The following is a 26518-nucleotide window of genomic DNA, read 5'->3' as shown; positions in this document are numbered from 1 at the left end:
GTGCGTGCGGCGGGGTGCTCACGCCAGCAGGCGCAGCGCTGTCGCCGCGATGCCCAGTCGCACGCTCTGACCCCAGGTCAGCTGCAGGGCATCCGCCTCCATGCCGTCGCCGAAGACCACGATCCGGTCCGACTCCACCGTCAGCCGCAGTCCCTCGCGCTGGTCCAGATGGCCGCCGACCTTCGAGGTTCCGGTCGCAGGCGACGGCCAGGCTTCGCGGACGAACCACAGGAGCCGGCGGTCCGACGGTGCGGGCAGCTGCGCCGTGCTGCCGCGTTCCAGCCACAGGGAGCGCAGCCAGCCGGTCGCGCCGGTGCCGGTACCGACGAGTACGCCGGAGGACGCCTGGGCCTCGCCCGGACCTTCTTCGCCGTCGGGCCCCAGGCGGTAGCGGGCCGTCTGGTGGCCGGGCGAGCCCAGGTAGATCTCGTTCAGCGCGAGGAGGCGCTGGGTGTCGTCGGCGACGGCCTCGACCATGGTCAGGTCTTCCGTCGGCCCCCCGCCGGCCGCGGCGCGCAGGAGGGCGGCCGTGTCGGTGCAGCGGTGCCGGACCAGGACTCCGGGGTTGCGTCCCGGGTCGGTGTCGATGCCGACCACGGGCTGTCCGGCGAGGTACTTCGCGGTGTTGGCGACCAGGCCGTCCTGCCCGACCACGACCACCACGTCCTCCGGCGCGAACAGGAAGCGGTCCAGGTCCGCCCGTTCCACCTGGGAGCTGCGCCAGGTGAGCGGTACCGCCGCCGCCACCTCGCGCAGCGCCTGCCGGGTCCGGTTGTGGCGGCCGACCACGTCGTCGATCGAGCGGCCCCGGCTGGAGAGGAAGAACGCCGCCTGCCCGTGCGTCCCGTGCCGGTCGATCAGCTCCTCGTACTCGGTCCTGCGGTGCACGAGCACCGCCCGGGGTGCCAGGCTCACGCGTCCGCCCCGGTGTCCGGGCGCCCGAGCCTGCTGAGGAGGCCGGTGAGGACGTCCGGAGTGAGCGTGATGCTCTCGACGCGCGGCAGGTTCTCCGCCAGCCGGGTCGCCGCCAGGGCGTACAGCGTGCCCGCGCCGGCCTCGTCGTGCACCTGCAGCCAGGAAGCCTGGGCCTCGGCCCGTGCCGACCCGGTCTCGCGCGCCGCTGCGGCGTCCGCCCGGGCCAGACGGACCTTGCGCGCCGCCTCGGCCTCGGTCCGTACGCTGTCGGCCGCCGCCTCCTCCTCCGCCTCGCGACGGGAGTTGACGCCCCGCTGCTCGATCAGCTGCTCCTCGCGCCGGGCCAGTTCGATCTGACTGGCCAGCTCGTTCTCGGCGATCGCGCGCTCCCGCTCGACGGCGACGGCCCGCCGTTCGTAGGTGGCCCGGTCCGCCTCCTGCTGGATCTGCTCGCGGGCCGGTGTGCGCAGGGCGCGCTCCACCTCGGCCTCGGGCCGGATCGCGACGACGCGTACGGCCACCACGTCGATGCCGGTGTCCGGGAGCCGGGGCTCGGCGGCGAGACCGGCGGCGACGCTCTGCCGTACGGAGGCGACGCCGTCCACCAGGGCCACGGCCAGCGGGGTCCGGGCCAGCACGTCCAGCGTGTGCTGCTGCGCGGTCTCGGTGAGGAGGGTGGAGATCTGCTCCAGGGGCGCGCCGCGCCAGCTGCCGCTGTCCGGGTCCACGGAGAAATCGAGCCGGTCCGCCGCCGCGGCCGGATCGCTGATCCGGTAGGTGACGGTGGCCTGCACGGTGACGTCCTGGAAGTCGGCCGTACGGGCGTGGAACGCCATGGCCAGCTCCCGGTCGTCGACGGGCACTTCGGACAGCGCTGCCGACAGCGACCGGTACCAGAAGCTGAGCCCCCGACCGTCGTGGACGAGGCGGCCGCGCTTGTGGTGGCGGATGTGGGTGGTGGGCGCGGAGCGCAGGTGACGCCAGCCGAAGCGACGGGTGATGTCGGCCATGGTGAGAACCCCCTTGATTTCGTCATTATGACGATAATCGGCAGGCCTGCATATCGTCAAGAGGACGAAAAGACGCCTTCCCGAACGGGATCCATCGATTCCCGGCGATCCGGATCACCGGCCGGTGCGGGGGCCGGGGCGGCGGCGCGCAGCGCGCCCTCGACCCGGCGGTTGCCGGTCATGGTCGACGTGACGGCGGTCATGGCGAGGAGGAGGCCGGCGGCGGCGCAGAGCGGGGTGCGTACGTCGTAAGCGGTGGCCGGCCACCCGCCGACGAAGGCGCCGAACGGGGCGGCGCACATGGCGAGCATGCGGGAGCTGGAGGCGACCCGGCCCATGCGGTGGGCGGGGACGATCGCCTGCCGCAGCGAGGGCGCCGGCACCATCGCGGCGCCCATGCCCGCTCCGCAGACGGCGAGCGCGAGGCCGGCGACGTACGGTTTCGGAGCGGCGGCCAGGCCCGGGACGGCGAGCCCCTCGACCGCGGCCGTGCAGGTCAGTGCGGTACCGGTGCCGAGTTGGCGCCGTGGAATCCGGTCGCGCCGGTCAGCAGGACGGCGGCGGGCCCGGAAGGTGGAAGCGGCGCGGCCGGTGCGGCAGCCCCGGCGGCGGCCGGGTCGATCCGCAGGTCGGCCGCCAGGTCCCGGTCGCGGTTCTGGGGTGCGGTGGCCGCGCCGAGGGTGAGGGGGGCCGCTCCGGCGCCGGTGGGTGTCTCGAACAGCTGCCGGGGGGTGAGGTCGGCGCCGGTCTCGGTGCGGATCCGGCCGATGAGGCGGACGGCCAGCGGTGAGTGGCCACCCAGGTCGAAGAAGCCGTCGTCGACGTCGACTTCCGGCAGGCCCAGGACCTCGGCGAACACCCGGCACAGGAGTTCCTCCGGCGCGCTCGACGGGGCGCGTCCGACGGTTCCGCAGTGGTCGGCGGCGGGCAGCGCGCGGCGGTCCAGTTTCCCGTTGGCGGACATCGGAAGCCGGTCGAGGGTGACGAACACGGCGGGCACCATGTAGTCGGGCAGCCGCTTACGCAGGAACGCCTTGAGGGAGCCGGCCGGGTCCTCGTCCGCCCCGGGTACCACGTAGCCGACGAGCCGCTTGGATCCGGGAATGTCCTCGCGGCCCGTCACGGCCGCCTGGGCGACGTGGGGGGCTGCTCATCGCAACGGCCGCCCTGCTCGACTCCGACTTCCGACGCCGCCGTCCCGGGAAGTTCCGGCTGCCCTGGCAGAAGACCTGGGAAGAGATCTGCGAGGAAGCCCTCGACACACAGGAACAGGAGAACACGTCCTCAGGCAAGGCCCGCCATGGCTACCAGTACGGATTCGACCGGTGGTGCGAGCGGTGGCTGAACGCCCTCATGGACCTCTCCCCTGCCGAACGGCACAGCCGACACTCGCCTACCGCAGCCCGATGGGCACGTGCCCACAACGCGCTGGAGCGGGCAGTGAAGCGCGACCTGCAGGATGAGCCGTGGGTGACCAGGCTCGTCGACCAACTGCACAACACCGGGCGAGGAATGGTGACCGGCATCGCTGCTTCCACGGCCGATCCGGTGGTCGTGGCCTACGACGGGCGTGAGGCGATCGACCTGCCCTGGCAGGCCCAGTACCTCCTCTGGGTTCAATATCCGGGCGGTGTCCGCAAGGCCAGGCCACAGCCGACACCGCCTGACGGCCCTACCCCGGCTCTTCACGCTCCTCGGTGGTCTCTCACGCCATTCCTTGCGCGTCGTCGCCGACACCGAGTGGCACGATTCACCAGCCGTCTACCAAGAAGCCATCGACAACGTCCCCAAGGCCGCGTTCTCGCCTGAAGCCCACTGCTGGTGGAGCAGCGACGCAGCCGGGCGGCTCCCCCGCCTTCTGTCCATGGCCGCGCAGACGCCAGCGCCGCACAACGACAGGCCCAGCGGACCCAGGCGCCTTGGCGGTAGCCCAAACGCTGACACGAGCCCTTGGAGGGAGCCAGCCCGTCGCCGATGCCGCTGATTAAGTCCCGGAGACCATGCAGCGGCACTCGCTTGCGCCAAGGCAGCCGCCGAGACTTACACACCTTCGCCGTTACGCGCCAGGACGCGGTCTGACCTGGTTGGGCCCAGTCTGCGGCCAGGGTCCGGAACTCCAACACGTGAACCGGAATCAGGGGAATGGGCCCGATGAGCGCCCCGACGACTACACGTTGCTCCTGCGCGTCACGGCTGGCCCTCCCCACTCCCACACCGTCCCATCCCACCCCATCCCCGCCGCCCCAACACCGCGCGCCAAGATCCGGACCATTCCCGGACCAGACCCCTCAACGGAACCGTACGTCCTGCCGTTCTCCCTGGTCAGCGTAGGTGCCGTTGCTGTACCACCAGCAGACCAAAAACGTTTTAGTCAGTTACTCACCCAAGAAGCTTGGGTTCTTCTAGAGAACAGAAATCCGTTGCCTGGAGCGGGCATTGCCTCTCCAGGCAACATTGACTCCAAGCGCAGAAGGTAATCAAACGGCAGCCATACGTGACCTCCGGACCACTTCGGAACCTTCCCCCGGACCAGTCACGGACCAAGAAGTTGGAAATCGCTCAAGGCCGAGTGGGCGAACCTGGTCGGCGGCTGCTGGATGCGCCGGCGAAGCAGCTCACTGAACCACCGGTGCTCGCTGCCGACGTGCCGCGTGAGGTCCCCGAGAGTCCAGCCGGGGCAGGTCGGCAGCGGGGTGGAGGGTCGGCTCCCGTGACCGTGGCGACGAATGCGGCGGTCTCGGCTGCGAAGGCCGCTCCGTGCTGGGCGGGGTTCCTGACTGCGCCCTTCCTCTGATGACGCGGCCCCAGGTGGCGATACTCAAGGCCTCTGCCGTCGTACTCGGCGCCGATGGTGGGCAGGGCTCCGTTGACGTCCCAGGACGAGGTGCGGAGCACTGTGCTGCCCTTGGCAGCCGTGACGCGATAGCCGTCGAAGTCACAGGCGAAGCCGTGACGGTTCGGGCAAGTCATCCCGGCCCTCGTTGTCGGCGGGTCGCGTGCGGTGCAGGTCGTCGAGCCTCCAGCCGGTGCCCAGGCCGCCCACAGCGCCCCGCTGCCTTGCTTGGGACACGAGTCGGCGGCATCCGCTGAACTGCAGCCGTACCTCTGGTCACGCGCTAGCGGCGGACCCGTGGCCCGGCGGGTGCCGGTTCGGCGAGAGCGAGACCGGTCCGGTCGAGCGGGCGCACTCGGTGGGAGTCTGACCGTAGTGCTTCTTGAAGGCTCGGGTGAASTGACTGCCGTCCGCGAACTGCCAGTGTGCGGCGAGTTCCGAAATGCTCAGGCGCCCTGACGGCGAGACAAGGGCGAGCCGGGCCTCATGCAGTCGCCGGTGGCGGATGTAGGTGCTCACCTGCTCTCCCACCGCGGCGAATGCCCGGTGCAGCGTGCGGACGGAGACGTTGAGTTCACGCGCAAGCATCGCCGGAGAAAGTTCGGGATCAGCGAGCCGACGGTCCGCGAGGTCCTTGGCTGCCTGGGTGAGCGCGGGAGCCAACCGGGGCTCTACGTCGTCGAACCGGCCCTTCACCACCGCCTTGGTCAGCTCGATCAGGGTACCTTGGGCAGCTGCCACACCGGCCGGGCCGAGGTCGGCCACGGTCATGTGGATCATGTCTGCAAGGGCCGTCAGCAAGCGCACCTCGGCCGAGTCCGCCGGCCCGGTGACGACCCGGTTCCCGAGCAGGGGTTTGAGCTCGCCGGGGGGCAGGACGAGGAACTTCGCCGTGAGGTGCGCCGTCGTCTCGAAGGCCGTCAGGCGCCCGAGGTGCCGGACGAGGAACTGCCCGGCCGACACGGTCTGGTCGCCGTAGCCGGACGGGCCGCCCAGAGTCCATGCGCCGCTCCGCACGACATACATGGCAACCAGATCCTGATCGCCGCCCGGGACGTCCGCGGTCCGGGTTGCCGACGCGGCGTGGAGATCGGCGATCGCCGCGCCATGCACCTTGGCAACCTTGCCCTTGACCCGGAAGTCACCGATCGTGTCCGGGCTGAAGGCAGGCAGTTGGAAGACATCGTCGCCGACCTGCGTCTGCCACCCGCGCCGGAAAACGTCGAGTCCCCGCGGTGCGGAATCCGGGGCGGTCGAGTCCACTGCGAACACCCCGCGCGCGCCGTCGACCTCCGCTCCAGTACCGTGCATCCCTCTGCGATCCTCTCGGCTTCATTGCTTCAACGCCGTCCTGTGGTGGTCGTGTTCCGCAGGACGCCGCCATGACCCATGTGGACACCGTGCCAATCTTCCTATAGACGGCTCGCATTGCAGCGGCCGGGAGGCAGAGCTGATGTTTCTGATTCGGCGAGATGAACGACGCGACCCCTGACGATCAGGTCGCAGCCTGATCGTCAGGGGTCGCACTCGCGCTCGGCCCTCCCTCATGGGCTCGTGCCGGGGACGTCTTCGCCGCCTCGGTCGGACCTTTCGCCGGAGGTAACGGTTAGTGGCCGGCGCGCAGTTCGCCGTGTGGGCCGATGGCGTCGGCCACGCCCAGGCAGGTGCTGCCCCGGAGGCACCGAGTTCGTAGTGCACAGCCCCGGTGTCGACGGAACGGACCGTGAGCGCGACCTCGTAGTTGCCCGGGTAGGTCACTCACCGAGCCGCAGCCGAATCCGGGCGTCTTCCGGCCTGCGGGCCATGCCGATCGGCCTGCCAAGCCGTGTCGGCCAAGATCATCCTGTCGCGGTCGTGTCCCACCGGGAACCCATCCGTGCCGGTGCCGGCTCCGGTCACCTGCAGGTTGCGGGGCTCGACGGTCAGCGGGCGATCGAGATCGCGAAGGGGGTGAATCCGATGGACCGGATGACGTGCGGTACGAACAGTATCGCGGCCTCCGTGGCGCGAGCGGTCTGGATCCCGCCGAGGTCGGTGATCCATTCCTTGCGCCAGCCGAGGTCGATGAGCAGTTCAAGGACGGCCTGCTTGGCCTCCGGTTCCTCGCCGGAGAGGAAGGCGGTTGGCGTCTGGGTGAGCGTGGCCGGGGCGGTCATCACCGGGAAGAGCATGGTGTTGAGCGTCTTGACGACGTGCGTTTCGGGGAGCGCTGCCTGGAGGTGCTCGGCGAGGCTTGAGCCGGGGTAGATCAGGTCGGCGGGCAGTCCGTCCGGTCCGTCGAGGGTGGCGTTGGAGACGTCCACGAGGATCTTGCCGTGCAGCTCTTCGCGCAGGGCGGCGAGACGTTCCAGGGAGCCGGCGCCCGGGGTGGCGTTGATGACGATCCGGGCCGCCCGGGCGGCATCGGCGGCGGCGCCCGGCTCGCGGTCCACGACGGTCACCTCGTGCCCTGCCAGGGTGAGGGCTTTCGCCAGGTTGCCGCCGACGCGGCCGTTTCCGAGAACTGCGATCGTGGTCATGATGTTCCGTTCCTTGCGTGGGTGCGGGTTGTGGTGTGCGGGGTCAGCGGGAGAGCGTGGCGACGGCTTCGGCGTGGACGCCGGGCGCGGCGGCCAGGAAGCTCGCGCTCTGCGGGGTCCAGGGGCGGCCTTCGGCGTCGGAGATCCGGCCGCCGGCCTCGGTGACGAGCAGCGCCCCGGGCAGCAGGTCCGCGCGGGCGCCGGCGAACTGCCAGAAGGCGTCGATGCGGCCGGCGGCCACGTTCGTCAGGTGCAGGGTCGCGGGCACGGAGGTGCGGACGACGAGCGCGTCGAAGAGCATCGCGGTGATCGAGGAGCCGACGCGCCGTACGACCCTCTCGTCCTCGTCCGGCCGGGCCTGGCTGGTGGCCACGATGCTCAGGCCGAGGTCCGCGGTCTGGGAGACGCGCAGCGGCCGGCCGTCGAGGTAGGCGCCGGCGCCGGTGAGGGCGGTGTAGGTCTCGCCGGTCAACGGCAGGTGGACCACGGTGAGCACCGGCTGGTTCTCCCGCACGAGGGTCGCGGTCACCGCCCACTCCGGCAGCGCGTGCAGGTGGTTGACGTTGCCTTCGGCCGGGTCCACGACCCACCACTCGCCGGGCGGCAGCGCCCCGCCGTCCAGCTCGTCCTCCACCCAGCCGGCCTCCGGGCGCAGGCTCGTGAGGCAGGGGCGCAGGATGTCCAGGGCCGTGTCGTCGTTGACGGCGAGCGCACGCATCAGCTCTTCACGGGTCTCGTAACGGACCACCTCGCCGAAACGCTCGCGCAGCGCCGCACCGGCGGCGCGCACGGCGGTCGCGGTGCGGTCGAGCAGGTCGGCGTCGGAGGTGACGACGTCAGTGGTCTGAAGCGTTTCGGACATGGTGGTACTCCCATTTGAGGGGGGGTGAAGAGGCCGGTCGGGGCCGCGTTCGGCGCACGACGGGGGGGATGAAGCGCGTTGTGGAAGCGCCGTGGGCGCGGAAGAAGGCTCAGTCGAGCAGTTCGGCAGCCCGTTCGGCGATGGCGTAAACGGTCGCGTTGGTGTTGGCCGAGGGGATGGACGGCATCACCGAGGCATCGGCGACACGCAGTCCGGCTATTCCGTGCACGCGAAGGTTCGCAGGGTCGACGACGGCATCGGCGTCGGTTCCCATGCGACAGGTACCGGTGAAGTGGAAGTAGGGGCCGGTAGCCTTGCGAATGAACTCGTCCACAGATTCGCCGCTCGTCCCGGAGCCCGGCACCGCCTCCTGCTTGCGCCAGTCGGCGAACGCGTCGGCCTCGCCGATGCGGCGTGCCACTGCCAGGCCCTTGCGCATGACCTCCAGGTCACGGTCGTCGCTCAGGTAGCCCGGGTCGACGACGGGAACACTGGCGGGATGGGCGTCCGCCAGGCGCACGGTGCCGCTGCTGTGCGGAGCCATCGCGGAGAAGGCTATGGAGTAGCCGTTGGCCGGCGGCCGGCCCCAAGCCGACGGGAGCGGTGCGGCGACGACGTAGACCTGAAGGTCCGGCCGGGCCGCGGCGGGATCGCTGAACAGCAGGCCCATCATTTCGGCCGGCGGGTTGGCAGGAACGAACGGTACGGGCTGGTCGGCCTCGTACACCACGCCCGCCATCGGATGGTCCTGCAGATGGGATCCCACTCCTGGCAGGTCGGCGACGACGTCGATACCGTGTTCCTCAAGGTGTTGGGCCGGGCCGATCCCTGACAGCATCAGGAGGTGCGCGGAACCGATGGCCCCCGCGGTCAATATGACCTCGGCGCTCTCGACGGACAGGTGCTCCCCACCGATGGTGTACTCGACGCCGGTGCAGCGGCCCGCGGTGGTGCGCAGCCGCTGCACGGTCGCGTCCGTGACGACGTCCAGGTTCGGCCGGTCGAGGAACGGACGGATGTAGGCGTCGGCCGCGCTCTGGCGGGCGCCGCCGGGCAGATTCATGTCACTCCACCCGAACCCGGTCTCCAGCCCGCTGCCGATGTCTGCGGCGCGTGCGAACCCAGCCTCCGCTGCGGCGTCGACGCCCGCCGTGGCCAGGGGATGGGGTTCCGGGACCGGGGCGACCGCGACCGGCCCGTCCGTGCCCCGCACGGAGGCATCACGGCTGCGAGTGCTCTCGCTGCGGCGGAAATAAGGCAGCAGATCGTCGAAACCCCAGCCCGGAGCACCGAGGCCGGGCCATTCGTCGTAACCGGAGCGGTGCCCCCGCAGGTGGTAGAGGCCGTTGATGCTCGACGATCCGCCGAGCGCCTTGCCGCGCAGCACGTCAGCGGCCCTGCCTGTACCGGCCTGCACGGTCGAGGCGCCCAGCCAGAGGGATGACGGGTCAAACCCCAGGAACCCCCAAGGAGATGCCATCGCCTCGGTTGCGTCCCGGGCTCCCGCCTCCAGCAACAACACCCGCACGCCCGGGCGTTCCGAAAGCCGGGAGGCAATCACGCACCCCGCCGTCCCCGCTCCCACCACGACATAGTCATAAGGAATCTTGCCCATCATGTCTCCGCTTCCCACGGCAGCACTGTCCGACCACCGGGTTTCAGGAAAAGGCTCCTCGACGATCAAAGAGCTGATTGCTTGCACGAACTAATGGGGCCGAGAAGTCCGAGCTCGGCGCGCAGAAGGTGTGGAACCGACTGATCAGCAGCGAGCGGGCTCCAGTGGAGCGGGGCTGTCCGCGGGCAGGCCGCGCGCGCTGCTGGTGCTGACGGACACCGAGGTGGCCCGGCGGCAAACGATCACCTTGGTCCGACGGGCCTGGGAGCGCCCGGTCCGGCCATTGCCGATCACCCCGTTGGGGATGTCCATGCCGGCGCCGGTGCCTGCGATGACGGCCTTCCGGCTGGACTTCTCTTGTTTCACGCGTTTCTCGTCCTTGGTGTGTACCCGTCCTGGAACAGCCCGGGTTTCCCTTCTGCCGTCGAATCTTAGGAATACGGACACGGCGCGTACTTGAACCTCCGCGACGTTCGTTCGGAACCTCAGCGCCATACGTGTGGCGAGACAGTCGGCGTCACACAGCACTGGGTCAGGCTGCTCGTACACGCCGACCGACTTCTTGCCCTGCCACAGGTGGCCGCCCTTTCCCACCGACGGCCGCGTGAACCTGGGTCGGCAGCAAGGACGTTAGGCGGCCGCAGTTCCGGCCACGGCGGGCCCGTGGCATCGGGGATGGGTGCGGATCCTCACGTCCGTCCACCGGGAGATCGACCTCTGGCAGCAGGTCGACGAGAACCTCGGCCCGGAAGCCACCCTCCGCCTGCTCTCCTGCACGGCTCCCACACCGAGTCGATCGGCGAGTGGGGGGCTCCGGCTGGTACGAGACGATGGTCCGCCGCGCGGTTGTCCGCGCGGCGGACGACGGAAGCCTCCCAGCAATCATTCCCAGAACTTCCCGGCCCACCCCACGCCAGGAGCGCCCGGGCAAAGATCCGGACCAGCTCCGGACCAGCCCAGACAAAGGGGGCGCATCAACTGACGTTTCCGCTGGTCAGCATGGGTGTGCCTCCCGTACCACCAGCAGACCAAGAATTTGCTGGCCTGCAGGCTCAGGACGTGCGGGAGCTGGGGCCGGGGATCGCCAGTGGTGTGGGTGTCAGGGTGGTGAGGTCGGTGGTATCGCCGGGCCGGGCGAGGTAGAACCGGTACGGCTCTCCGTCAGCGGGGCGGAGCGTGACCTTGTGCCCCTCTGCCTGGCCCGCGGCCAGGGCGCGTAGGACCTGTTCAGCGTCTGCCGCCCGGACGTGGGGGTGGTGGGGACGGGACCGAGCGGCAGCTCGCGGTCGGCGAGTGGGAGCGCAAAGGCCGGCAGCAGTGCTCTGTTGGCGGCGCCTTCGCCCATCAGGAGTGCGCGCAGGACTGGGGAGTCCTGACCGTTGAGTTCTATGGTCAGGCTGGCGAGGAAAGGGTTGGCGACGCAGTGTCCCTCGATGAGGAGTCGGGCGATCCGCAGCAGTACGCGATCGGCCGGCCGCAGCTCCCTGGGGACGGAGAAGTAGTGCCTTGCGTGCTGCTGGACCGCGTGCAGGTCTTCCACAGTCAGCCGGAGCCTGGCGAGCCGTTCGATGTCGTCACGGGTGATAGCTGCACCAGGGAATGTGCCTGAAGCCAGCTCCCGGCCATTGAGTCGGAGGCGGAAGGCGCTTCCCTCCATGACCAGGCCGTAGATGTCGAGGGCTTGGAGCGCATCGGAACAGGACAGGCCCGTCAAGTCGACGGCGCAGTTCGCCGCCGTCGGAGCGCCTGCGTCGTCGGCGTGGCAGATCGTGAGCCGGAATCCGGTGAACGCAAGGTCGAGGCTGCTGCCGAGTTGTCCCTTCCCCAGGGCGCGCACAGTCCCCTCGTGCACCGATCGCACTCCCCCGGAATCGTCGAGGAAGAGCAGTTCGACACTTTGGCCCTCGCCTGGCGCGGGTGACAGCGGTGCCATCCGTACCTCGGCGTTCTCTCCGTCGACGTGCAGCCACTCGGGGCCCTGCACGCTGAGCTCCTGGGTGGCTGAAGCGGGGAGGACGAGCTCCTCGGCGGTGCCGTATCCCACGACGCGCCGCACCGCCGCCGCCAAGCCTGGATCGGCGTCCTGCAGGTGGCCGCGGACGGTGAAGTAGATCGGGCTCACCCGCTGCGCACGGGGTGCTTCGGCCGCAGGGTCTTCACCACCGCACCGTTGCGGTAGGCGAGGTCGATGGACCAGTGCAGATCGAGGCGGTCGATCCGCCGGCCCAACGCACCGACCCGTTGACCGATGTCGTCGGTGCCGCCCGCCAGGAAGGCCCGTTCCGCCCTGTAGTCGCGTGCCGCTTCGCGCAGATCATCCCGGATGAACGAGCTCTCCAGGTCGGCGTGGAGGGCCAGCTTGCCGTCCAGCCAGGCCCGGTCCAGGACACGGATACGCGGTCGCTCGGCGCCGCCGCCCAGATCCGTGACGAAGGCGCGCTCCGACGGCGTCAGCGCACAGGGAACGACCAGCACCCAGTCATCAGGGTCGTGCTCCAGCGCCTTCCTGAACGAGCGCTTGATGCCCGCCCTGCGACCTTGGTACGAGCCGGGGAAACCGTCCGGGAAGTACTTCAGCTGGTAGATCCACACGCGCCCGTCCACGGTCACCTTGATGTCGGTACCACCGTCACCGCCACGCCCGTTCATCACCTCCACTTCGGCGTCCACGGCGTAGAGCCGGTGCACCAATGCCTCCACGATGCGGTCGAACCGAGGCTGAGTGAGGTGGTCCCAATCGATCGCCATGTGCGTGCACGCTCCCTATGCCGGCGCTCAGGCGTCTCACCGCGCGCTGACACTCCGCACCGCACCGCACACATCGGCACCGCTTCCAGCGATCCGGCGCTGCTCCCCGAGTTACCTCGCGCTTCCTCTGGCGCACTGTCGGCAGCCCTCAAGCGGCATGCTGCTGACCCGATGCGCGCCGAATGCCGGAGTTCAACGCTGCGTAGTCAGCACCGAACCAGCACGGGAAGGGTGACGAGGTGGGATGACGTGGGCTTTTAGTCAGCACCGAACCAGCACGGGAGTCAGCACCGACTCCCTGAAACGGGCGGAATTCTGCACATCCGACACGATACGGAGGGACTTCCTCCGGGGGTGGAAATGAGCCAGCGGTGGTCGTGTGGCGATGCAGCACACAAGCTGCCCTGTGATTGTGGTGGTTTGCCACATATGCCGCTGACCTGGGGACTCCTACGTTGTGGCCACACCCGACGTCCCCGCAGACCCCCTGGAAGTGGTGCACATGGTCTCCCCAACAGCGAGCAGAACGAGCCCGTCAGGCATACGGAGGATCGTCGCCGCGAGCCTCATCGGGACCACCGTCGAGTGGTACGACTTCTTCCTCTACGGATCCGCCGCCGCGCTCGTGTTCAACACGCTGTTCTTCCCCTCCAGCGACCCCCTGGTGGGCACGCTGCTGGCCTTCCTCACCTACGCCGTCGGCTTCGCCGCGAGGCCGCTCGGCGGGATCGTCTTCGGGCACTATGGCGACCGGATCGGGCGCAAACGGCTGCTGGTGCTCAGCCTGTTGATGATGGGCGGGGCTACCTTCGCGATCGGGCTGCTGCCGACGCACGCGAGCGTCGGGGTCGGGGCGCCCGTGCTGCTGACCGTGCTGCGACTGGTGCAGGGGTTCGCGCTGGGCGGGGAGTGGGGCGGGGCGGTGCTGCTGGTCGCCGAGCACGGGGACGACCGGAGCCGGGGTTTCTGGGCCTCCTGGCCGCAGGCCGGGGCGCCCGGCGGGAACATGCTCGCCACCGGGGTGCTGGCGTTGCTGGCCGCCGTCCAGTCGGACGAGGCGTTCCTCGCCTGGGGCTGGCGGATCCCCTTCCTGCTGTCCGGGGTGCTGGTGGTGATCGGTCTGTGGATCCGCGTGTCGGTCTCCGAGTCGCCCGCCTTCCTGGAGGCGCGGGCCCGGGCCGAGGCCGAGGAGGCCGCGGGGGCGAGGCAGCGGCCGCCGGTGGTCGAGGTGCTGCGCACCGGCCGGCGCGGAGTGCTCACCGCGATCGGGGTCCGGCTCGGCGAGAACGTCTCGTACTACGTCCTCACCGCCTTCCTCCTGGTCTACGTCACCGCCCACCTGCACCTGCCGAAGGCCGACGCCCTGAACGCCGTACTGATCGGCTCGGCCGTCCACTTCGTCGCCATTCCGGCCTGGGGCGCCCTGTCCGACCGGATCGGCCGGCGGGCGGTGACCCTCGTGGGGTCGGTCGGCATGGCGGGCTGGGCGTTCGCCTTCTTCGCCCTGCTGGACTCGCGCTCGTTCCCCGTGATCGCCGTGGCGGTGACCGCGGGGCTGCTGCTGCACGGGGCGATGTACGGTCCGCAGGCGGCCTTCATCTCGGAGATGTTCGACACCCGGGTCCGCTACTCGGGTGCCTCGATGGGCTCGCAGCTCGCCTCCATCGTGGGCGGGGCGCTGGCCCCGATCATCGCCGTCGAACTCCTCAGGGACTACGGGTCCTCCGTCCCGGTCTCCCTCTACGTGTGCGCGACGGCGCTCGTGACCACCGTGACCGTGGTCTTCGCACGGGAGACCAGGGGACGCAGCCTCACCCGGTCCGAGTCCGCGTCCGAGTCCGAGTCCGCGTCCGGACCGGGGCCGGGGTCCGGATCCGCGTCCGCCCCCGTCCGGACCGGCCTCGGCGGCTGACGGCGCCCGGGCCCGCGCACGTAAGCTCACCGGCATGACGGACCCCACCGCCGGACGGACCGCCCTGCGCGACCTGCTCGGGCTGCTGGCCCGGGGCGCGCCGGCGGAGGACTTCGCGCGGCCGGCCGCGGCCGCCCGCTCCGCCGGTGCGTGCGCCGCGGAGGTGGCGGCCGTGGAGGAGGCCACGGCGGTGGCGCTGGAGGTGCACCGGACGCTGCTGCAGCACCGCACGCGCGAGGCGGAGCTGACCGCCCTGTTCGACACGGCGGGCGACCTCGCGGCGCTGCGGGACCTGGACGCGGTGCTGCGGGCGATCACGCACCGGGCCAAGCAGCTGCTGCACACCGACGTCACCTACCTCTCCCTCAACGACGAGGCGGCGGGCGACACCTTCATGCGGGTCACCGACGGTTCGGTGTCGGCCGCCTTCCAGCAACTGCGGCTGGGGATGGGCGAGGGGCTGGGCGGGCTCGTGGCCCAGACCGCCCGCCCGTACGCGACCGGGGACTACCAGAGCGACCCCCGCTTCCGGCACACCGGTCCCATCGACAGCGCGGTCGCCGAGGAGGACCTGCGGGCGATCCTGGGGGTGCCGTTGCGGCTGGGCCCGAGGGTGATCGGGGTGCTGTTCGCCGCCGAGCGCAGCCCGCGCGCGTTCTCCGCGCGCGAGGTGGCCCTGCTGTCCTCGCTCGCCGACCACGCCGCGATCGCCATCGACGGCGCCCGGCTGCTGGAGGAGACGCGTCAGGCCCTGACCGAGCTGAACGCCGCGTCGCGCACCATCCGGGAGAACAGCGACGCGCTGCGGCGGGCCGAGGAGGCGCACGACCGGCTGACCGGTCTCGTACTGCGCGGCGGGGACATCACCGAGGTCGCGGCGGCGATCGGCACCCTTCTCGACGGCGGCACGCTGATCCACGACGCGGACGGCGTGGAGCTGGCCCGCGTACGGTCGGACCCGCGGCCGCCGACCGCCCGGGCCGTGGTCGCGTCGCGCAGCAGCGGGCGGGCGGTGCCCCTGGAGGGGACCTGGGTGTGCGCCGTGCTGGCCGGCCCCGAGCTCCTGGGCAGCGTCACCCTCACCGGCCGGGCCGGTCTCGACGACGCCGGACGGCGCCTGTTCGAGCGTGCCGCGACGGTCACGGCGCTGCTGCTGCTCCTGCGTCGTTCGGTGGCGGAGACCGAGGACCGGATACGCGGGGAGCTGCTGGGCGACCTGCTCAGCCCGTCGGCGGATCCGGCGGGCCTGGCGGTGCGGGCCCGCCGGCTGGGGGTGGACCTCGGGCGTCCGCACGCCCTCTTCGTCCTGCACAGCGCGGCGGCCCCGCGCCCGCGGCTGCTCGCCGCGGCGGCTCACCGGGCGCGTGAGCGGAGGGGGCTGGCGGGGGTGCACCACGACCACGTCGTGCTGCTGGCACCCTCGGACTCCGAGGCCGCGGACGCACCGGCGCTGGCCGCCGCGCTCGGGCGGGCGGTGGGCGGCCCGGTCACGGTCGGGGCGGCGCGCGCCGACGGCAGTCCCTCGGCGCTGCCCGCCGCGCACGCCGAGGCCCTGCGCTGCCTGTCCACGCTGCGCGCGCTCGGGCGGGACGGGGACGGCGCCGCGCTCGCGGAGCTCGGCTTCCTCGGCGTGCTGCTGGGCGACCGGCCGGACCTGTCGGCCTACGTCCGGGAGGTCCTCGGGCCGTTGCTGGAGTACGACGCCCGGCGCGGCAGCGACCTCGTCCACACGCTGCGGGTCTACTTCGCCTCGGGCATGAGCCAGGCCAGGGCCAAGGACGCCCTGCACGTCCACGTGAACACGGTCGTTCAGCGCCTGGACCGCATCGGCCGTCTGCTGGGCCCCGGCTGGCAGTCGCCGGACCGGAGCCTGGAGCTCCAACTGGCCCTGCGCCTGCACCAGGTGTCCGGCGGGGCGGCCGCGGAGCCGGCCCCGCAGTCTCCTCCCGGCCTCTCCTTCTGACCTCTCGTCTGGCCTCTCGTCTGACCTCTTCGACGCGTGTTGACAGGGCTCCCCCCTGAGTCCATGATTCCACTAGTTATCTAGTGGACTGAAGGAAAGGGGGAAGCTGTGCGAGGCACGACCACCTCCGGCGCGGCGGACGCCCGATGGGCCCTCGAAGCGCGCGGGCTCGGTAAGAAGTACGGGCGGCGCTGGGCCCTGAAGGACTGCTCCTTCCGGGTCCCGGCGGGTCGCATCGCCGCGCTCGTCGGGCCCAACGGCGCCGGCAAGAGCACCCTGCTGAACCTGGCGACCCGCCTGGCCGAGCCCTCGGCCGGCGAGCTGCGGATCTTCGGCGCACCGGCCGACGAACCCGGCACCATGGCCCGGTGGGCCTATCTCGGGCAGGACAAGCCGCTGTTCAAGCGGTTCACCGTGGAACAGACCCTGCGGATGGGCCGGGAACTCAACCCGGGCTGGGACCAGCAGGCGGCCGAGCGGATCGTCCGGTCCGGCCAGGTACCGCTCGGGGCCCGGGTCGAGACCCTGTCGGGCGGCCAGCGCACCCGCGTGGCCTTCGCGCTCGCCTTCGGCAAGCGGCCCGAACTCCTTCTGCTGGACGAGCCCATGGCCGACCTGGACCCCGTCGCCCGGGACGAGATCGGCGCCCTGCTGCTGTCCGAGGCCGCCGAGCACGGCACGACCGTACTGATGTCCTCGCACCTGCTCAGCGAGATCGAGGACATGTGCGACTACCTCCTCGTCCTCGCCGACGGCCGTGTCCGCATGGCGGGTGAGGCCGACGAACTGGTGCCGATGCACACGCTGGTGACCGGAGTGACCGATGAGGGCGCCCTGCCCGCGGCCCTGAACGCCCACACCGTGATCGAAGTACGCACCTCCGGAAGGCACTTCACCGCCCTGGTCCGACGTCAGGGACCGCTGGAGGGGGCGTGGCAACTGTCCGAACCCGGGATGGAGGAGGTACTGCTCGCCTACCTCCGCTCCCCCGCGGCCCCCGCGCTGCTCTCCCCCACCGCCGCCCCCGACCACCGAGAGGAGTCCGCCGCATGAGCACGCTCACCCGAGGCGCTTCCGGCAGGCGTGCCGCGTCCGTCCCGACCCGCAGGCTGCGCGGACTCGCCTGGCTCATGACCCGCCAGCACCGGACGGCCCTCATTGCGTGCGCCGCGGCCACCGTCCTCGGCGCGGCCTGGATCGTGTACCAGCACGGGGCGATGCTGGACGCCCTGCACGGCGCCGGCTGGCCCGGGAAGCCGGGGGCGGAGATCGACGGCAACGTCGTCAACGCGATCACCAACGACCTGAACTCCGTGGGCAGTTCACTGGCCTTCCTGCCCGTGCTGCTGGGCGTGTTCCTCGGTGCGCCGCTGATCTCCGCCGATCAGGAGAACGGCACCGCGCGGCTCGTCACGACGCAGTCGGTCTCCCGTACCCGGTGGCTGGTGTGGAAGGTGGGCTTCGCCCTGACCCTCGCCGCGGCGACGACGGGCGTCCTGGGGCTCTTCTACGCCTGGTGGTGGCGCTCCGCCGGCCCGTTCGTGGCCAACGACTGGCTGAACCACCCGGTGTTCGCGGTCACCGGCCCGACCGGGGTCGCCACGGCCCTGTTCACCACCTCCCTCGGGATCCTGGCCGGGGCGCTGCTGCGCCGCACCGTGGCGTCCATGGCCGCCACCTTCCTGGTCTCGGGCGTCGCGATCATCGCGGCGGGGATCTTCCGGACCCGGCTCGACTCCCCCAGGCGGCTCACCTACCCGCTCACCGCCGAACGGCCCGCCCTGCTCGACCACGTGGTCGTGGTGGACGAGTGGTTCGCGACCGCGTCCGGGAAGCTCTACGGCTGGGGCACCTGCGCGCACGACAGTGCGCCGGAGAACTGCCGGAGCGCTCTCGGCATCGTCGACCGGGTCGCGGACCACTACACCAAGGACCAGATGGCGGGCATGCAGTGGGCCGCCGCGGCGGGGTTCGTCGCACTCGCCGCCGCGCTCGTCGGCGCGCTCCTGTGGCGGGCCCGGCGCCGCGCCCTGTAGGCCGCCGCGGGCCGGGGACCGCCGCGGGCCACCGCGGCGGTGTCGAAGCCCTAGGCTGGAAGAACCCACGAAAGATCAAGGAGGCGGGCACCGTGGTCGTGTTTCGCATCGAACGCCGCAGCGGCATGCCCGCCTACCTCCAGATCGTCCACCAGGTGGAGCAGGCGCTCCGCATGGGCGCCCTGGCCGAGGGGGACAAGCTGCCCACGGCGGCGCAGGTCGCCGCCACCACCAAGGTGAACCCGAACACCACCCTCAAGGCCTACCGCGAACTGGAACGGCTGGAGCTGGTCGAGGTGCGGCAGGGCTCGGGCACCTTCATCACCCGCTCACTGGCCACCCCGCAGACCGCACCGGAGTCCCCGTTGCGGAGCCGGCTCGGGGAGTGGATGCGGGAGGCGCGGGAGCAGGGGATGACGGCGGACGACGTCACGACGCTGTTCGACACCGTGCTCGGGGAGGCCTACCCGGGGATCGCGCCCCGGCCCGCGCACATCCCCGCGAGCTGACCGGGCAGGGGCCCCCGCCACCCGTCATACGCTGCGGGGCTGGCCGCGCCCGCCCACCGGGAAGCGGGTGCGCGGTGAAGGCCGGCCGGGCGACCGCGTCTCGCGCAGGATCCCGAGTCGCTGAACGCGGAGGCGGYGCGGGTCAGTAGGTGTAGCTCAGGCCCGACTTGTACGGGGTCAGGGTCCGCGAGCCGACCACGCCGCGGAACTGGTACCAGCCCCATTTCTTGCACACCGTCTGGTAGCTCAGGGTGTTGTAGGACCCCGAACCCACCCGCACGCGCGGGTAGATGACGTTGTCGCCCCAGTCACCGCCGGCCGGACCGCTGGAATAGGCGTCCACCGCCCAGTAGACGCCGATCACGGACCCTCCCCCCGGGCAGTTCCAGTCGCCGAAGTTGACCCAGACGTTCCCGCCCGACCAGGCACTGGCCGGAGCGGCCGTCAGCCCGACCACCCCCAGGGCCATGGCCGAACCCACCAGCACGGCACGGGATTTACGCAGCAGTGATCCACGCATGAGACCTCCCCGGTGACGGATGCGCGCGCTCTCGCCTCGCGTGAGCAGCAGACTCCCACACGATCCGGCTGATTGTCCGACTTTCGATGGAACACCACAGAAGTCGAACTATGGGCAGACAAATGGGTGTTCGATACCGGCGGGTTTCCGCTGGTCAGACCGCCAGCGCCGTGGTGACCACCAGGGGCGGCCGCTCGCGCTCCGCCGTCCAGTGACGGGAGCGCAGGAGTTCCGGGTCGGCGAGGGACTGCGCCTCCTCCACCGTGGGGTGCTGCTGGACGACCTCCCGGAAGCCCGCGCCCTCCAGCAGCTCCGGATAGATCCCGGGGGGCCAGGCGTGATTGCGGACCTCCTGCCAGGTCCCGTCCGTGCGTCGCAGCCGTACGGTCAGCTCGTCGCCCGGTCCGTACACCTCGCCCGGCTCACCGATCCGCAGGGAGGCGTACTCCCGGCCGGTGCAGGCGGGATCGGTGGCCAGCAGGACGCAGGGGGCGCCGGGGCGCAGCAGGCGGCGGATCTCRGTGAAGACGCCGAGGACGGCCTGTTCGTCGGGCAGCGACGCGATCACGTGGTTGCACATCACCGCGTCCGCGCAGCCGTCCGCCAGGCCGGCCGCCCGCCCGTCCTCGACCAGGTGGAACTCCGCCACGGCGGTGTCCGCGGCCCGGGCCAGCGCCAGCATCTCGGGCGAGGTGTCCACTCCCACCACCCGGGCTCCCAGCACCCGGGCCGCGCGGTCGGCGACCGTGCCCGGCCCGCATCCGTAGTCCACGAGGACGTCACCGCCGCGGATCCTGCGGGCGAGGGCCCGGAAGACGAACGGGTAGCCGAGCAGCCAGTCCGTGGCCGCCTCCACCGCCGCGAAGGCCTCCGCCCCCGCCCGTCCGGACCACGCGGGGTCCCCGGTCCCGCCCGCCTGTCCCCTCTTGTGCGACCTGTCGTTCACAGCCCCACTATCGGCCCATCGGGGCCGCGCCGCCGGGCTACGACACGGCGTGCCGGGCCGGCGGCGCCGTCCGGGAGGCGCGGGCCGTCCGGGAGGTGCCCGCCGTCCGGGCCGTACGGGCGAGCAACAGGTCGCTTGAGTGGTCCATGGCGATGCCCCCGCCGTGCGCGTCCAGCACCCGGCGGTGTCGGCCAGGACCCGCTCGCGGTGGTCCGGGGCCAGGACCCGGTAGCGGGAGAGGGACGCCGGGTAGCCCAGGCAGCGGTCGGTGTCGTAGTACCGGTCCTCGCGGAAACGGACCTCGCACAGGTCGGTGAACCCTCCGTGGGCACGGCACTCGGCCGCCGGCCGGCCCGGCGTCCCGGCCCGGTCGCCCGGTGCCCGACCGTAGGAAGAGGCGAGTTCGCCGTGCGGCGCCCCCGTCATCCCGTGGCGGGCGTCGACCTCGGCCGGCGCCGCGTGCAGCCGCGCGCCGGGGGTGCCGGGGCCGGTGGTGCGCGCGACCATGGGGGTATGGACACGGCCCTGAGCGGGATCAGCGTCCCGGGGCGGCTGGCGGCCGAGGACGAGGACATAGGGGCGGAGGAGCTGGCGCTCGCCGCCCGCAACCACGGGCTGCCCCTGGAGGCCCTGCGCTACGAGGTCACGCCGGCCGGCCTGCACTACGTACTGGTGCACTACGACATCCCGGCCGCTGACCCCGGAACCTGGCGGCTGACGGTCGGCGGCCGGGTCCGCCGGCCGCTGGCGCTGGACCTGGCGGCCCTGCGCGCGCTGCCGGCGGTCACGCGCCGGGTGACGATGGAGTGCGCGGGCAACGGCCGGGCACGTCTGCTGCCCCGGCCCGTCAGCCAGCCCTGGCTGGTCGAGGGGGTGGGCACGGCCGACTGGACCGGGGTGCCGTTGCGGACGGTGCTCGCCGAGGCCGGGGTGGGGCCGGAGGCCGTCGAGGTGGTGTTCACGGGGGCCGACCACGGCGTGGAGCGCGGGGTCGAGCAGGACTACGCGCGCAGCCTGCCGGTGACCGTCGCGGCCGGCACGGAGCCCGAGGTGCTGCTCGCCTACGCGATGAACGGCGAGCCGCTGCCGCCGCAGCACGGGTTTCCGCTGCGGCTGGTGGTGCCGGGCTGGTACGGGATGGCGCACGTGAAGTGGCTGCGGGAGATCACGCTGTCCGACGTGCCCTTCGAGGGGTTCCAGCAGGCGGTGGCCTACCGCTACCGGCGCGACCCCGAGGACCCCGGGGAGCCGGTGACGCTGATCGCGCCGCGCGCCCTGATGGTGCCGCCGGGGTTCCCCGACTTCATGTCCCGCCTGCGCGTCGTGCGCGCGGGGCCCGTACCGCTGGAAGGGCGCGCCTGGTCGGGCCACGGGCCGGTCACCCGGGTCGAGCTGAGCTGCGACGGGGGCCGGACGTGGGCGGACGCCGCGGTGGAGCCGGGTGCGCGGGACGGCCGGCCCCGCGGGGCGTGGCAGGCCTGGCACGGCGTGTGGAGGGCCGAGCCGGGCCGGTACGTCCTGATGGCGCGGGCGACGGACGCCGCGGGCCGCACCCAGCCGCTCGGACAGGCGTGGAACCGCGGGGGCTTCGGCAACAACGCCGTCCAGCGGGTGCCCGTCCTGTGCCGCGGGTGAGCGCCGCGGGGGCGCCGGGCTCACTCCTCGGGGCCGTCGAGGGTCCAGGCGGAGTGGTGCGCGGTGAACCCGACCCGGGGGTAGTAGTCGACGGCCGCCGGGGCGGCGAGCAGGATGATCGTGGCCTGCGGGGCGGCCTCGCCGGTGACCCGGATCAACGCGCGCCCGACGCCCTTGGACTGGTAGGCGGCGTCGACGGCGAGGTCGCTGAGGTAGGTCGCGTACGCGCCATCGGTGACCGACCGGGCGATGCCGATGAGGCGTCCCTCGTCGGTGCGGGCCGTGACGACCAGGTTGGCGCCGGCCAGCATCCGCGCGAAGCGTTCCACGTCGTCGACCGGGCGGCGCTCGGCGAGCGTCGACGCCCGGTAGAGGCCGATGACCTCCTCGACGTCGAGGGCGGATCCGACGACGCGTTCACAGGACCACATGCGGGTGACTCTCCTCGGTGCGCGGCGCCGGCGCGGGCGCCGGCTTTCGATCATGATCGTACGAGCTGCCGGTCGCGCCGCGCAGCATCCGGTGGGTCGCGACGTCCGCAATGCCCGGCCACGGCCAGGACTGCCCCGCGAGGGGATGCCTTCACGTCTCGGCGCGGCGGAACTTACGGTTTGTGGGTGACCCAGAGCAGTTCCGCCGGCCAGCGGTGTGCCCAGTCGGGTGGGTCGGTTTCGTTGTAGCCGTTGCGTGTTCCGAGGTCGGGCCGCGGCTCGATGAGGTCGTCGATGATGAGACCCGCGCCGCGCAGGACCTTGACCCAGCCGCCGTAGGTGAGCTGATAGCTGGTCGCTCCGTCGCCTTCGGCGATGGTGTCCAGCCCGAAGTAGTCCTGCTGCAGCGTCGTGGTCACGCGGCCGGCGGCTTCGTCGTAGCACGCTTCGAACCATGGGCTGGCAACGTTGAACACCAGGCGCCCGCCTCGGCCCAAGACGCGTGCGGCCTGCGGGACGGCCAGGTGCGGGGGCGCCCAGCTGAGCCCACCGAAGTCACAGAACACCAGGTCGAAGCTGTCGTCGGCGAAGGGGAGTTGTTCGGCGGCGCCTTGCACCAGCGGGTAGCGGGCCGCTCCCATCGCGCGGGCCGCTGCGGCGAGTTGGGCTTCGGACAGGTCGAACCCGACCACGGTGGCGCCCTCGGCGGCGAGCGCCCTGGACCACTGGCCGGCGCCGCAGCCGAGTTCGAGGACGCGCTTGCCGGTGACGTCGCCCAGGGCGTTCAGGTGCGCGTCGGGGACGGAGTACATGCCCCACAGCCGGGGCGTGGCGCCGATTTGCGGGTCGTGTTCGTGCTGGTAGGCGCTGCTGATCTGGTTCCAGAGCCGCCGGTTGGCGGGGATGCTGTCCATGCGCCGACTCCAGCACTGCCCGCCGGGGGCGGTCAATACGATGAGGGCACTGACCGGCCCTCGCCTCGGCCTGGCCCTGGCTCGGCCMGTGATCCGCCGGACGAGCCCTGGCAAGGCCCTGGCCAGACCCTCTCCGCCGGCACCGGACGCGCCTTCGTGGCGGGCTCGCGCAGCCGCAGGGCGAGCGTCGCCCCGAGGGCGGCGGCCGCCGCGATCAGCGCGCCGGCGAGCAGCGTGGGCCCGTCCGGGGAGGCCGGCGGTACGCCCCTCTGCGCCTGCCGGACGAGCAGCGCCAGCACCGCCGCGCAGGTGGCGCCGGCCACCAGCGTCAGCCGCAGCCGTACGCGTTCGTCGCGCAGCCGCGCGTACCGGGCGGCGAGGGCCGCCAGCACCAGGACGAACAGCGGCAGCAGCTGGAGGGCGTGCATCCCGAAGAAGTGCGGGACGCGCAGGTCGCCACCGGTGGTGGACCATCCGGTGAGCGGCATTCCCGGCCCGCCGTCGGGTACGCCCACCGCGTGCGCACCGGTCACGGGGGCCACCCCGTCCCGGGCGGCGGCCAGCTGTCCGGGAGTGGCCCGGGTCATCAGGAAGCCCACCGCGGCCCCGGCCAGGGCGAGGAGCGCGGCGATCCGGATCGCCCAGGCGACGGCGCGGTCGGCGAGGGGCGCCCGGAACAGCAGCACCGCGATCACCAGGGTCGCCGTCCACAGCACCACGACGGTCCCGGCCATCGTGTCGTACAGGCGCGCGTCGAAGGGCGTGGCCCGGTTGAAGTGGCTCTGGCGGCCGCGCACCACCTGCCAGGTGATCAGCACCATCTCCACGGCGCTCGCGGCCGCCACCACTGTGCCCGCCCCGCGGGCCGGTCGCCGCAGCCGGGGCCGGGCCTGCTCCAGCAGGGAGATCATCCAGGCCAGGCTCAGGGCGTAGGCGACGAAGGAGAGCGCGAACTTGAGGGGCTTGGCCCAGATCGGGGCGCCCAACAGGACCCGGTCGTCGACGAGCAGCCCCACCGTGGAACCGGCCGCCCAGACGGCCATCAGACCCGCGAAGAGCACCAGCGGGCGGTGCCAGGTCCTTAAGGAAGAGAACGTCATGGAAACCCCGAGTGAGAATGGATAGCGGCACTTACCGCTATCCGGTAGCGCCACTATCTATGATTCGGGGGACGGCGGCAAGGGGCTCACGACGGAGGGACGGCGCGAGGATGCGGATCGGCGAGCTGAGCGCACGGACCGGGGTACCGGTACCGACGATCAAGTACTACGTACGGGAAGGGCTGCTCCCGGCCGGTGAGCTCAGCAGTCCCAACCAGGCGCGCTACGGGGATGCCCACGAGCGCAGGCTGCGGCTGGTCCGCGGCCTCCTGGAGGTCGGCGGGCTCTCCCTGGCCGCCATCCGCGAAGTACTGGCGGCTGTCGACGACACGGAGCGGCCCGTCCACAAACTCCTCGGGGCGGTGACCGACCGGCTGGTGCCGGAGCACGGAGGGGAGGCGGACGCCGAGACCGTCCTCGCACGGGAGCGGGTGGCCCGGCTCATCGAGGCGCGCGGCTGGCGGGCGGCCCCGGGCGGCCCGGCCGGCGAGGCCCTCGCCGCGGCCCTTGCGGCCCTGGCGCGGGCCGGGCACGCCGACTTCGCCGGGGTGCTCGACACCTACGCGGAGGCGGCGGTGCGGGTGGCGGGCGCGGATCTCGCGTCCCTGTCCGGCAAGACCTCCCGCGAGGACCTCGTCGAATCGGTGGCCGTGGCCATGGTCCTGGGGGACAGGATGTTCGCGGCGCTGCGCAGGCTGGCCCAGACGGACGCCTCCGCCCGCGCCCAGGAGGCGTCCGGGGTCAGCGGGTCCGGGTGACCACCGGGTCATCCAGGAGCTCGGGGCCGTTGTTGCGGACGCTGTTGACCGCCGTGCCGACCGCGCGGACCTCCAGGCGGCCTTCGGCGGGGGTGGCGAGGAGGGTGCGCAGGGCGTGCGGGTCCTGGTGCGCGGGGTCCAGCCAGGCGTCGTAGTCGGCGGGGGCGAGGGCCAGCGGCATCCGGGGGTGGACCCGGCCGGCGGCGTCGGTGGCCTCGGTGGTGATCACGGTGCAGGTCGCCCACCAGGCGGCAGGGTCGTCCCCGTCCGTGACGGCGGGGTCCCGCCAGAACTCGTACAGGCCGGCCATCGCCATCACCGTGCCGTCCTGCGGGCTGATGAAGTAGGGCTGCTTGTACGCCTTGGCGGTGGCGGTCGCCGGGACGGCCTGCCACTCGTAGAAGCCGTCGGCGGGCAGCAGGCAGCGGCGTTTGGCGTAGGCGCGGCGGTAGGCCGGCTTCTCGGCGACCGTCTCGACGCGGGCGTTGATCATCCGCGCCGCGCCCCCCGGGTCCTTGGACCAGGACGGCACCAGCCCCCAGCGCAGCGGCCGCAGCCGGCGTTCCAGGAGCCCGGTCTCGCGGTCGGCGCGCTCCAGTACCGCCCACACGGGATCGGTCGGGGCGACGTTCCAGCTGGGCGGGACCACCGCGTCGGGGCCCGGCGCGGCGGCCCCGAACAGGCCGGTCAGGTCCTCGGGGCTGCGGGTGGAGACGTATCGGCCGCACATGCCTCCAGCCTGCCACGCGGACCGCCGCCGGACGGGGCGGCGCGGAGCCTCACGCCGTCCGGAGTCCCGCCTCCGGCCGCTCCCGGGTGACCTTCGCGGCGCAGCGGGCACCGTCCCCACCCGCTCCGCACCCAGGCGCCGGCGGCGGGGCTCATGCGGCGCCGTCCCGGAGGGAGCGGCCGAACTGCTCGTCGAGGACGGACAGCCGGCGCCAGTACTCGTCCTCGTCGATCTCGCCGGAGGCGAAGCGCCGCCCCAGGACCGCGATCGGGGAGTGCTCGCCGTACGCGGCGCCCCGGTTCTGCCACGGTCCGCGTCGGCCGCCGCGCCACACGGTGCGGCGCAGCACGGTGACGACCGTGATCACGACCGCCGCCCACACCAGGGGGAAGAGCAGCAGCCAGGGGGCGGGCCCGTCGTGGGCGAGGGTGGTCAGGGTGGTGTCCATGTCGGTTCGGCTCCTCGGAAGCGGGTGGTTCTCGTCTCGCTTCCGAGCCTCGCTCCGGGAGGGGGCCCGGGTCGTCGTACGGCGGGCTGCACCGGGGGTACTTCCCGGGGAGTA

25 protein-coding genes and 2 pseudogenes are annotated in these 26518 nt (G+C 72.1%); 7 read left to right on the top strand and 20 right to left on the bottom strand.

What is annotated here, in order from left to right; genetic code table 11:
- Positions 1–18: 18 nt before the first annotated feature.
- The 13 genes and pseudogenes from AB4039_RS00320 to AB4039_RS00260 form a co-directional block, all read right to left on the bottom strand.
- Positions 19–915 (bottom strand): hypothetical protein, encoded by an 897-nt coding sequence (locus tag AB4039_RS00320; protein WP_266845907.1) that lies wholly within the window; start codon positions 913–915, stop codon positions 19–21.
- Entirely contained in the window at positions 912–1925 is a 1014-nt protein-coding gene (locus AB4039_RS00315) for an SPFH domain-containing protein (RefSeq protein ID WP_266845906.1), read from the bottom strand. Before AB4039_RS00315 ends, AB4039_RS00320 begins: the two co-directional genes overlap by 4 nt.
- A gap of 56 nt (positions 1926–1981) precedes the next feature.
- Positions 1982–2449, bottom strand: a pseudogene (locus AB4039_RS00310) (MFS transporter); the annotation flags it as partial.
- A complete protein-coding gene (locus AB4039_RS00305; RefSeq protein WP_442269748.1) occupies positions 2422–2889 on the bottom strand; it encodes a phosphopantetheine-binding protein in 468 nt (155 codons plus the stop codon). The pseudogene AB4039_RS00310 and the gene AB4039_RS00305, both read right to left, overlap by 28 nt.
- Positions 2884–3057, bottom strand: a pseudogene (locus AB4039_RS00300) (AMP-binding enzyme); the annotation flags it as partial. The gene AB4039_RS00305 and the pseudogene AB4039_RS00300, both read right to left, overlap by 6 nt.
- Before the next feature lie 1401 nt (positions 3058–4458).
- Positions 4459–4614 carry a maleylpyruvate isomerase N-terminal domain-containing protein gene (locus AB4039_RS00295; protein ID WP_243879321.1) on the bottom strand — a complete coding sequence of 52 codons (156 nt, stop codon included), beginning with the start codon at positions 4612–4614 and terminating at the stop codon, positions 4459–4461.
- 420 nt (positions 4615–5034) lie between these two features.
- Entirely contained in the window at positions 5035–6069 is a 1035-nt protein-coding gene (locus tag AB4039_RS00290; protein WP_442269667.1) for a helix-turn-helix domain-containing protein, read from the bottom strand.
- A gap of 611 nt (positions 6070–6680) precedes the next feature.
- A complete protein-coding gene (locus AB4039_RS00285) occupies positions 6681–7277 on the bottom strand; it encodes an NAD(P)-binding domain-containing protein (protein WP_266845903.1) in 597 nt (198 codons plus the stop codon).
- Between the two features lie 43 nt (positions 7278–7320).
- A complete protein-coding gene (locus tag AB4039_RS00280) occupies positions 7321–8139 on the bottom strand; it encodes an inositol monophosphatase family protein (RefSeq protein ID WP_442269666.1) in 819 nt (272 codons plus the stop codon).
- Positions 8140–8248: 109 nt separating this feature from the next.
- A complete protein-coding gene (locus AB4039_RS00275; protein ID WP_442269747.1) occupies positions 8249–9754 on the bottom strand; it encodes a GMC family oxidoreductase in 1506 nt (501 codons plus the stop codon).
- A 144-nt stretch (positions 9755–9898) separates the two neighbouring features.
- Entirely contained in the window at positions 9899–10120 is a 222-nt protein-coding gene (locus AB4039_RS00270) for a hypothetical protein (protein WP_442269665.1), read from the bottom strand.
- 733 nt (positions 10121–10853) lie between these two features.
- Positions 10854–11876 (bottom strand): hypothetical protein, encoded by a 1023-nt coding sequence (locus tag AB4039_RS00265; protein WP_442269664.1) that lies wholly within the window; start codon positions 11874–11876, stop codon positions 10854–10856.
- On the bottom strand, positions 11873–12502 hold the full coding sequence (locus AB4039_RS00260; protein WP_442269663.1) for a hypothetical protein: 630 nt from the start codon (positions 12500–12502) through the stop codon (positions 11873–11875). Before AB4039_RS00260 ends, AB4039_RS00265 begins: the two co-directional genes overlap by 4 nt.
- A 502-nt stretch (positions 12503–13004) precedes the next feature.
- Between AB4039_RS00260 and AB4039_RS00255 the strand changes: the two genes are divergently transcribed.
- The 5 genes from AB4039_RS00255 to AB4039_RS00235 all read left to right on the top strand — a co-directional run bounded on the left by AB4039_RS00255 (position 13005) and on the right by AB4039_RS00235 (position 18922).
- Complete coding sequence (locus AB4039_RS00255) at positions 13005–14414, top strand: MFS transporter (protein ID WP_266841425.1); 1410 nt, start codon at positions 13005–13007, stop codon at positions 14412–14414.
- A gap of 34 nt (positions 14415–14448) precedes the next feature.
- Positions 14449–16377 carry a helix-turn-helix domain-containing protein gene (locus tag AB4039_RS00250; RefSeq protein WP_442269662.1) on the top strand — a complete coding sequence of 643 codons (1929 nt, stop codon included), beginning with the start codon at positions 14449–14451 and terminating at the stop codon, positions 16375–16377.
- Between the two features lie 108 nt (positions 16378–16485).
- The gene (locus AB4039_RS00245; RefSeq protein WP_442269661.1) at positions 16486–17430 is read left to right on the top strand and encodes an ABC transporter ATP-binding protein; all 945 of its coding nucleotides are present in this window, start codon (positions 16486–16488) and stop codon (positions 17428–17430) included.
- Positions 17427–18413: an ABC transporter permease gene (locus AB4039_RS00240; RefSeq protein ID WP_442269660.1), complete on the top strand. Its 987-nt coding sequence runs from the start codon at positions 17427–17429 to the stop codon at positions 18411–18413. The genes AB4039_RS00245 and AB4039_RS00240 overlap by 4 nt, the downstream gene beginning before the upstream one ends.
- A 125-nt stretch (positions 18414–18538) precedes the next feature.
- Complete coding sequence (locus AB4039_RS00235; protein ID WP_266841426.1) at positions 18539–18922, top strand: GntR family transcriptional regulator; 384 nt, start codon at positions 18539–18541, stop codon at positions 18920–18922.
- A gap of 142 nt (positions 18923–19064) precedes the next feature.
- Here AB4039_RS00235 and AB4039_RS00230 read toward each other — a convergent pair whose 3' ends face one another.
- Together AB4039_RS00230 and AB4039_RS00225 are read right to left on the bottom strand one after the other, a co-directional pair.
- On the bottom strand, positions 19065–19442 hold the full coding sequence (locus tag AB4039_RS00230; protein WP_371680328.1) for a hypothetical protein: 378 nt from the start codon (positions 19440–19442) through the stop codon (positions 19065–19067).
- A gap of 154 nt (positions 19443–19596) precedes the next feature.
- Positions 19597–20388: a class I SAM-dependent methyltransferase gene (locus tag AB4039_RS00225; RefSeq protein WP_266836477.1), complete on the bottom strand. Its 792-nt coding sequence runs from the start codon at positions 20386–20388 to the stop codon at positions 19597–19599.
- A 513-nt stretch (positions 20389–20901) separates the two neighbouring features.
- Between AB4039_RS00225 and AB4039_RS00220 the strand changes: the two genes are divergently transcribed.
- Positions 20902–22023 (top strand): sulfite oxidase, encoded by a 1122-nt coding sequence (locus tag AB4039_RS00220; protein ID WP_442269659.1) that lies wholly within the window; start codon positions 20902–20904, stop codon positions 22021–22023.
- Positions 22024–22043: 20 nt separating this feature from the next.
- Here AB4039_RS00220 and AB4039_RS00215 read toward each other — a convergent pair whose 3' ends face one another.
- The 3 genes from AB4039_RS00215 to AB4039_RS00205 all read right to left on the bottom strand — a co-directional run bounded on the left by AB4039_RS00215 (position 22044) and on the right by AB4039_RS00205 (position 24468).
- Positions 22044–22454 carry a GNAT family N-acetyltransferase gene (locus tag AB4039_RS00215; RefSeq protein ID WP_442269658.1) on the bottom strand — a complete coding sequence of 137 codons (411 nt, stop codon included), beginning with the start codon at positions 22452–22454 and terminating at the stop codon, positions 22044–22046.
- 173 nt (positions 22455–22627) lie between these two features.
- A complete protein-coding gene (locus AB4039_RS00210) occupies positions 22628–23368 on the bottom strand; it encodes a class I SAM-dependent methyltransferase (RefSeq protein WP_442269657.1) in 741 nt (246 codons plus the stop codon).
- Positions 23369–23400: 32 nt separating this feature from the next.
- The gene (locus AB4039_RS00205; protein WP_442269656.1) at positions 23401–24468 is read right to left on the bottom strand and encodes a hypothetical protein; all 1068 of its coding nucleotides are present in this window, start codon (positions 24466–24468) and stop codon (positions 23401–23403) included.
- Between the two features lie 110 nt (positions 24469–24578).
- Here AB4039_RS00205 and AB4039_RS00200 point away from each other — a divergent pair, with 110 nt between their 5' ends.
- Positions 24579–25226: a MerR family transcriptional regulator gene (locus AB4039_RS00200; RefSeq protein WP_266836485.1), complete on the top strand. Its 648-nt coding sequence runs from the start codon at positions 24579–24581 to the stop codon at positions 25224–25226.
- On the opposite strand, the gene AB4039_RS00195 is transcribed toward AB4039_RS00200, so the two are convergent.
- Together AB4039_RS00195 and AB4039_RS00190 are read right to left on the bottom strand one after the other, a co-directional pair.
- Positions 25210–25956 carry an SOS response-associated peptidase gene (locus AB4039_RS00195; RefSeq protein WP_266836487.1) on the bottom strand — a complete coding sequence of 249 codons (747 nt, stop codon included), beginning with the start codon at positions 25954–25956 and terminating at the stop codon, positions 25210–25212. The genes AB4039_RS00200 and AB4039_RS00195 overlap by 17 nt on opposite strands.
- A gap of 151 nt (positions 25957–26107) precedes the next feature.
- Entirely contained in the window at positions 26108–26392 is a 285-nt protein-coding gene (locus AB4039_RS00190; protein ID WP_266841428.1) for an SHOCT domain-containing protein, read from the bottom strand.
- Between the last annotated feature and the right edge of the window lie 126 nt (positions 26393–26518).

Source organism: Streptomyces sp. M-16 (genome assembly GCF_052114405.1).
Taxonomy (GTDB): Bacteria; Actinomycetota; Actinomycetes; order Streptomycetales; family Streptomycetaceae; genus Streptomyces.
Note: the sequence above shows the minus strand (reverse complement) of the source record. Positions and strands in the feature narration are given on the sequence as shown.

Coding starts and splice junctions, on each gene's coding strand:
- AB4039_RS00315 (WP_266845906.1), bottom strand. CDS start 1,925: ATGGCCGACATCACCCGTCGCTTCGGCTGGCGTCACCTGCGCTCCGCG.
- AB4039_RS00305 (WP_442269748.1), bottom strand. CDS start 2,889: ATGTCCGCCAACGGGAAACTGGACCGCCGCGCGCTGCCCGCCGCCGAC.
- AB4039_RS00285 (WP_266845903.1), bottom strand. CDS start 7,277: ATGACCACGATCGCAGTTCTCGGAAACGGCCGCGTCGGCGGCAACCTG.
- AB4039_RS00280 (WP_442269666.1), bottom strand. CDS start 8,139: ATGTCCGAAACGCTTCAGACCACTGACGTCGTCACCTCCGACGCCGAC.
- AB4039_RS00275 (WP_442269747.1), bottom strand. CDS start 9,754: ATGGGCAAGATTCCTTATGACTATGTCGTGGTGGGAGCGGGGACGGCG.
- AB4039_RS00260 (WP_442269663.1), bottom strand. CDS start 12,502: ATGGCGATCGATTGGGACCACCTCACTCAGCCTCGGTTCGACCGCATC.
- AB4039_RS00255 (WP_266841425.1), top strand. CDS start 13,005: ATGGTCTCCCCAACAGCGAGCAGAACGAGCCCGTCAGGCATACGGAGG.
- AB4039_RS00250 (WP_442269662.1), top strand. CDS start 14,449: ATGACGGACCCCACCGCCGGACGGACCGCCCTGCGCGACCTGCTCGGG.
- AB4039_RS00240 (WP_442269660.1), top strand. CDS start 17,427: ATGAGCACGCTCACCCGAGGCGCTTCCGGCAGGCGTGCCGCGTCCGTC.
- AB4039_RS00235 (WP_266841426.1), top strand. CDS start 18,539: ATGCCCGCCTACCTCCAGATCGTCCACCAGGTGGAGCAGGCGCTCCGC.
- AB4039_RS00230 (WP_371680328.1), bottom strand. CDS start 19,442: ATGCGTGGATCACTGCTGCGTAAATCCCGTGCCGTGCTGGTGGGTTCG.
- AB4039_RS00220 (WP_442269659.1), top strand. CDS start 20,902: ATGGACACGGCCCTGAGCGGGATCAGCGTCCCGGGGCGGCTGGCGGCC.
- AB4039_RS00215 (WP_442269658.1), bottom strand. CDS start 22,454: ATGTGGTCCTGTGAACGCGTCGTCGGATCCGCCCTCGACGTCGAGGAG.
- AB4039_RS00210 (WP_442269657.1), bottom strand. CDS start 23,368: ATGGACAGCATCCCCGCCAACCGGCGGCTCTGGAACCAGATCAGCAGC.
- AB4039_RS00200 (WP_266836485.1), top strand. CDS start 24,579: ATGCGGATCGGCGAGCTGAGCGCACGGACCGGGGTACCGGTACCGACG.
- AB4039_RS00195 (WP_266836487.1), bottom strand. CDS start 25,956: ATGTGCGGCCGATACGTCTCCACCCGCAGCCCCGAGGACCTGACCGGC.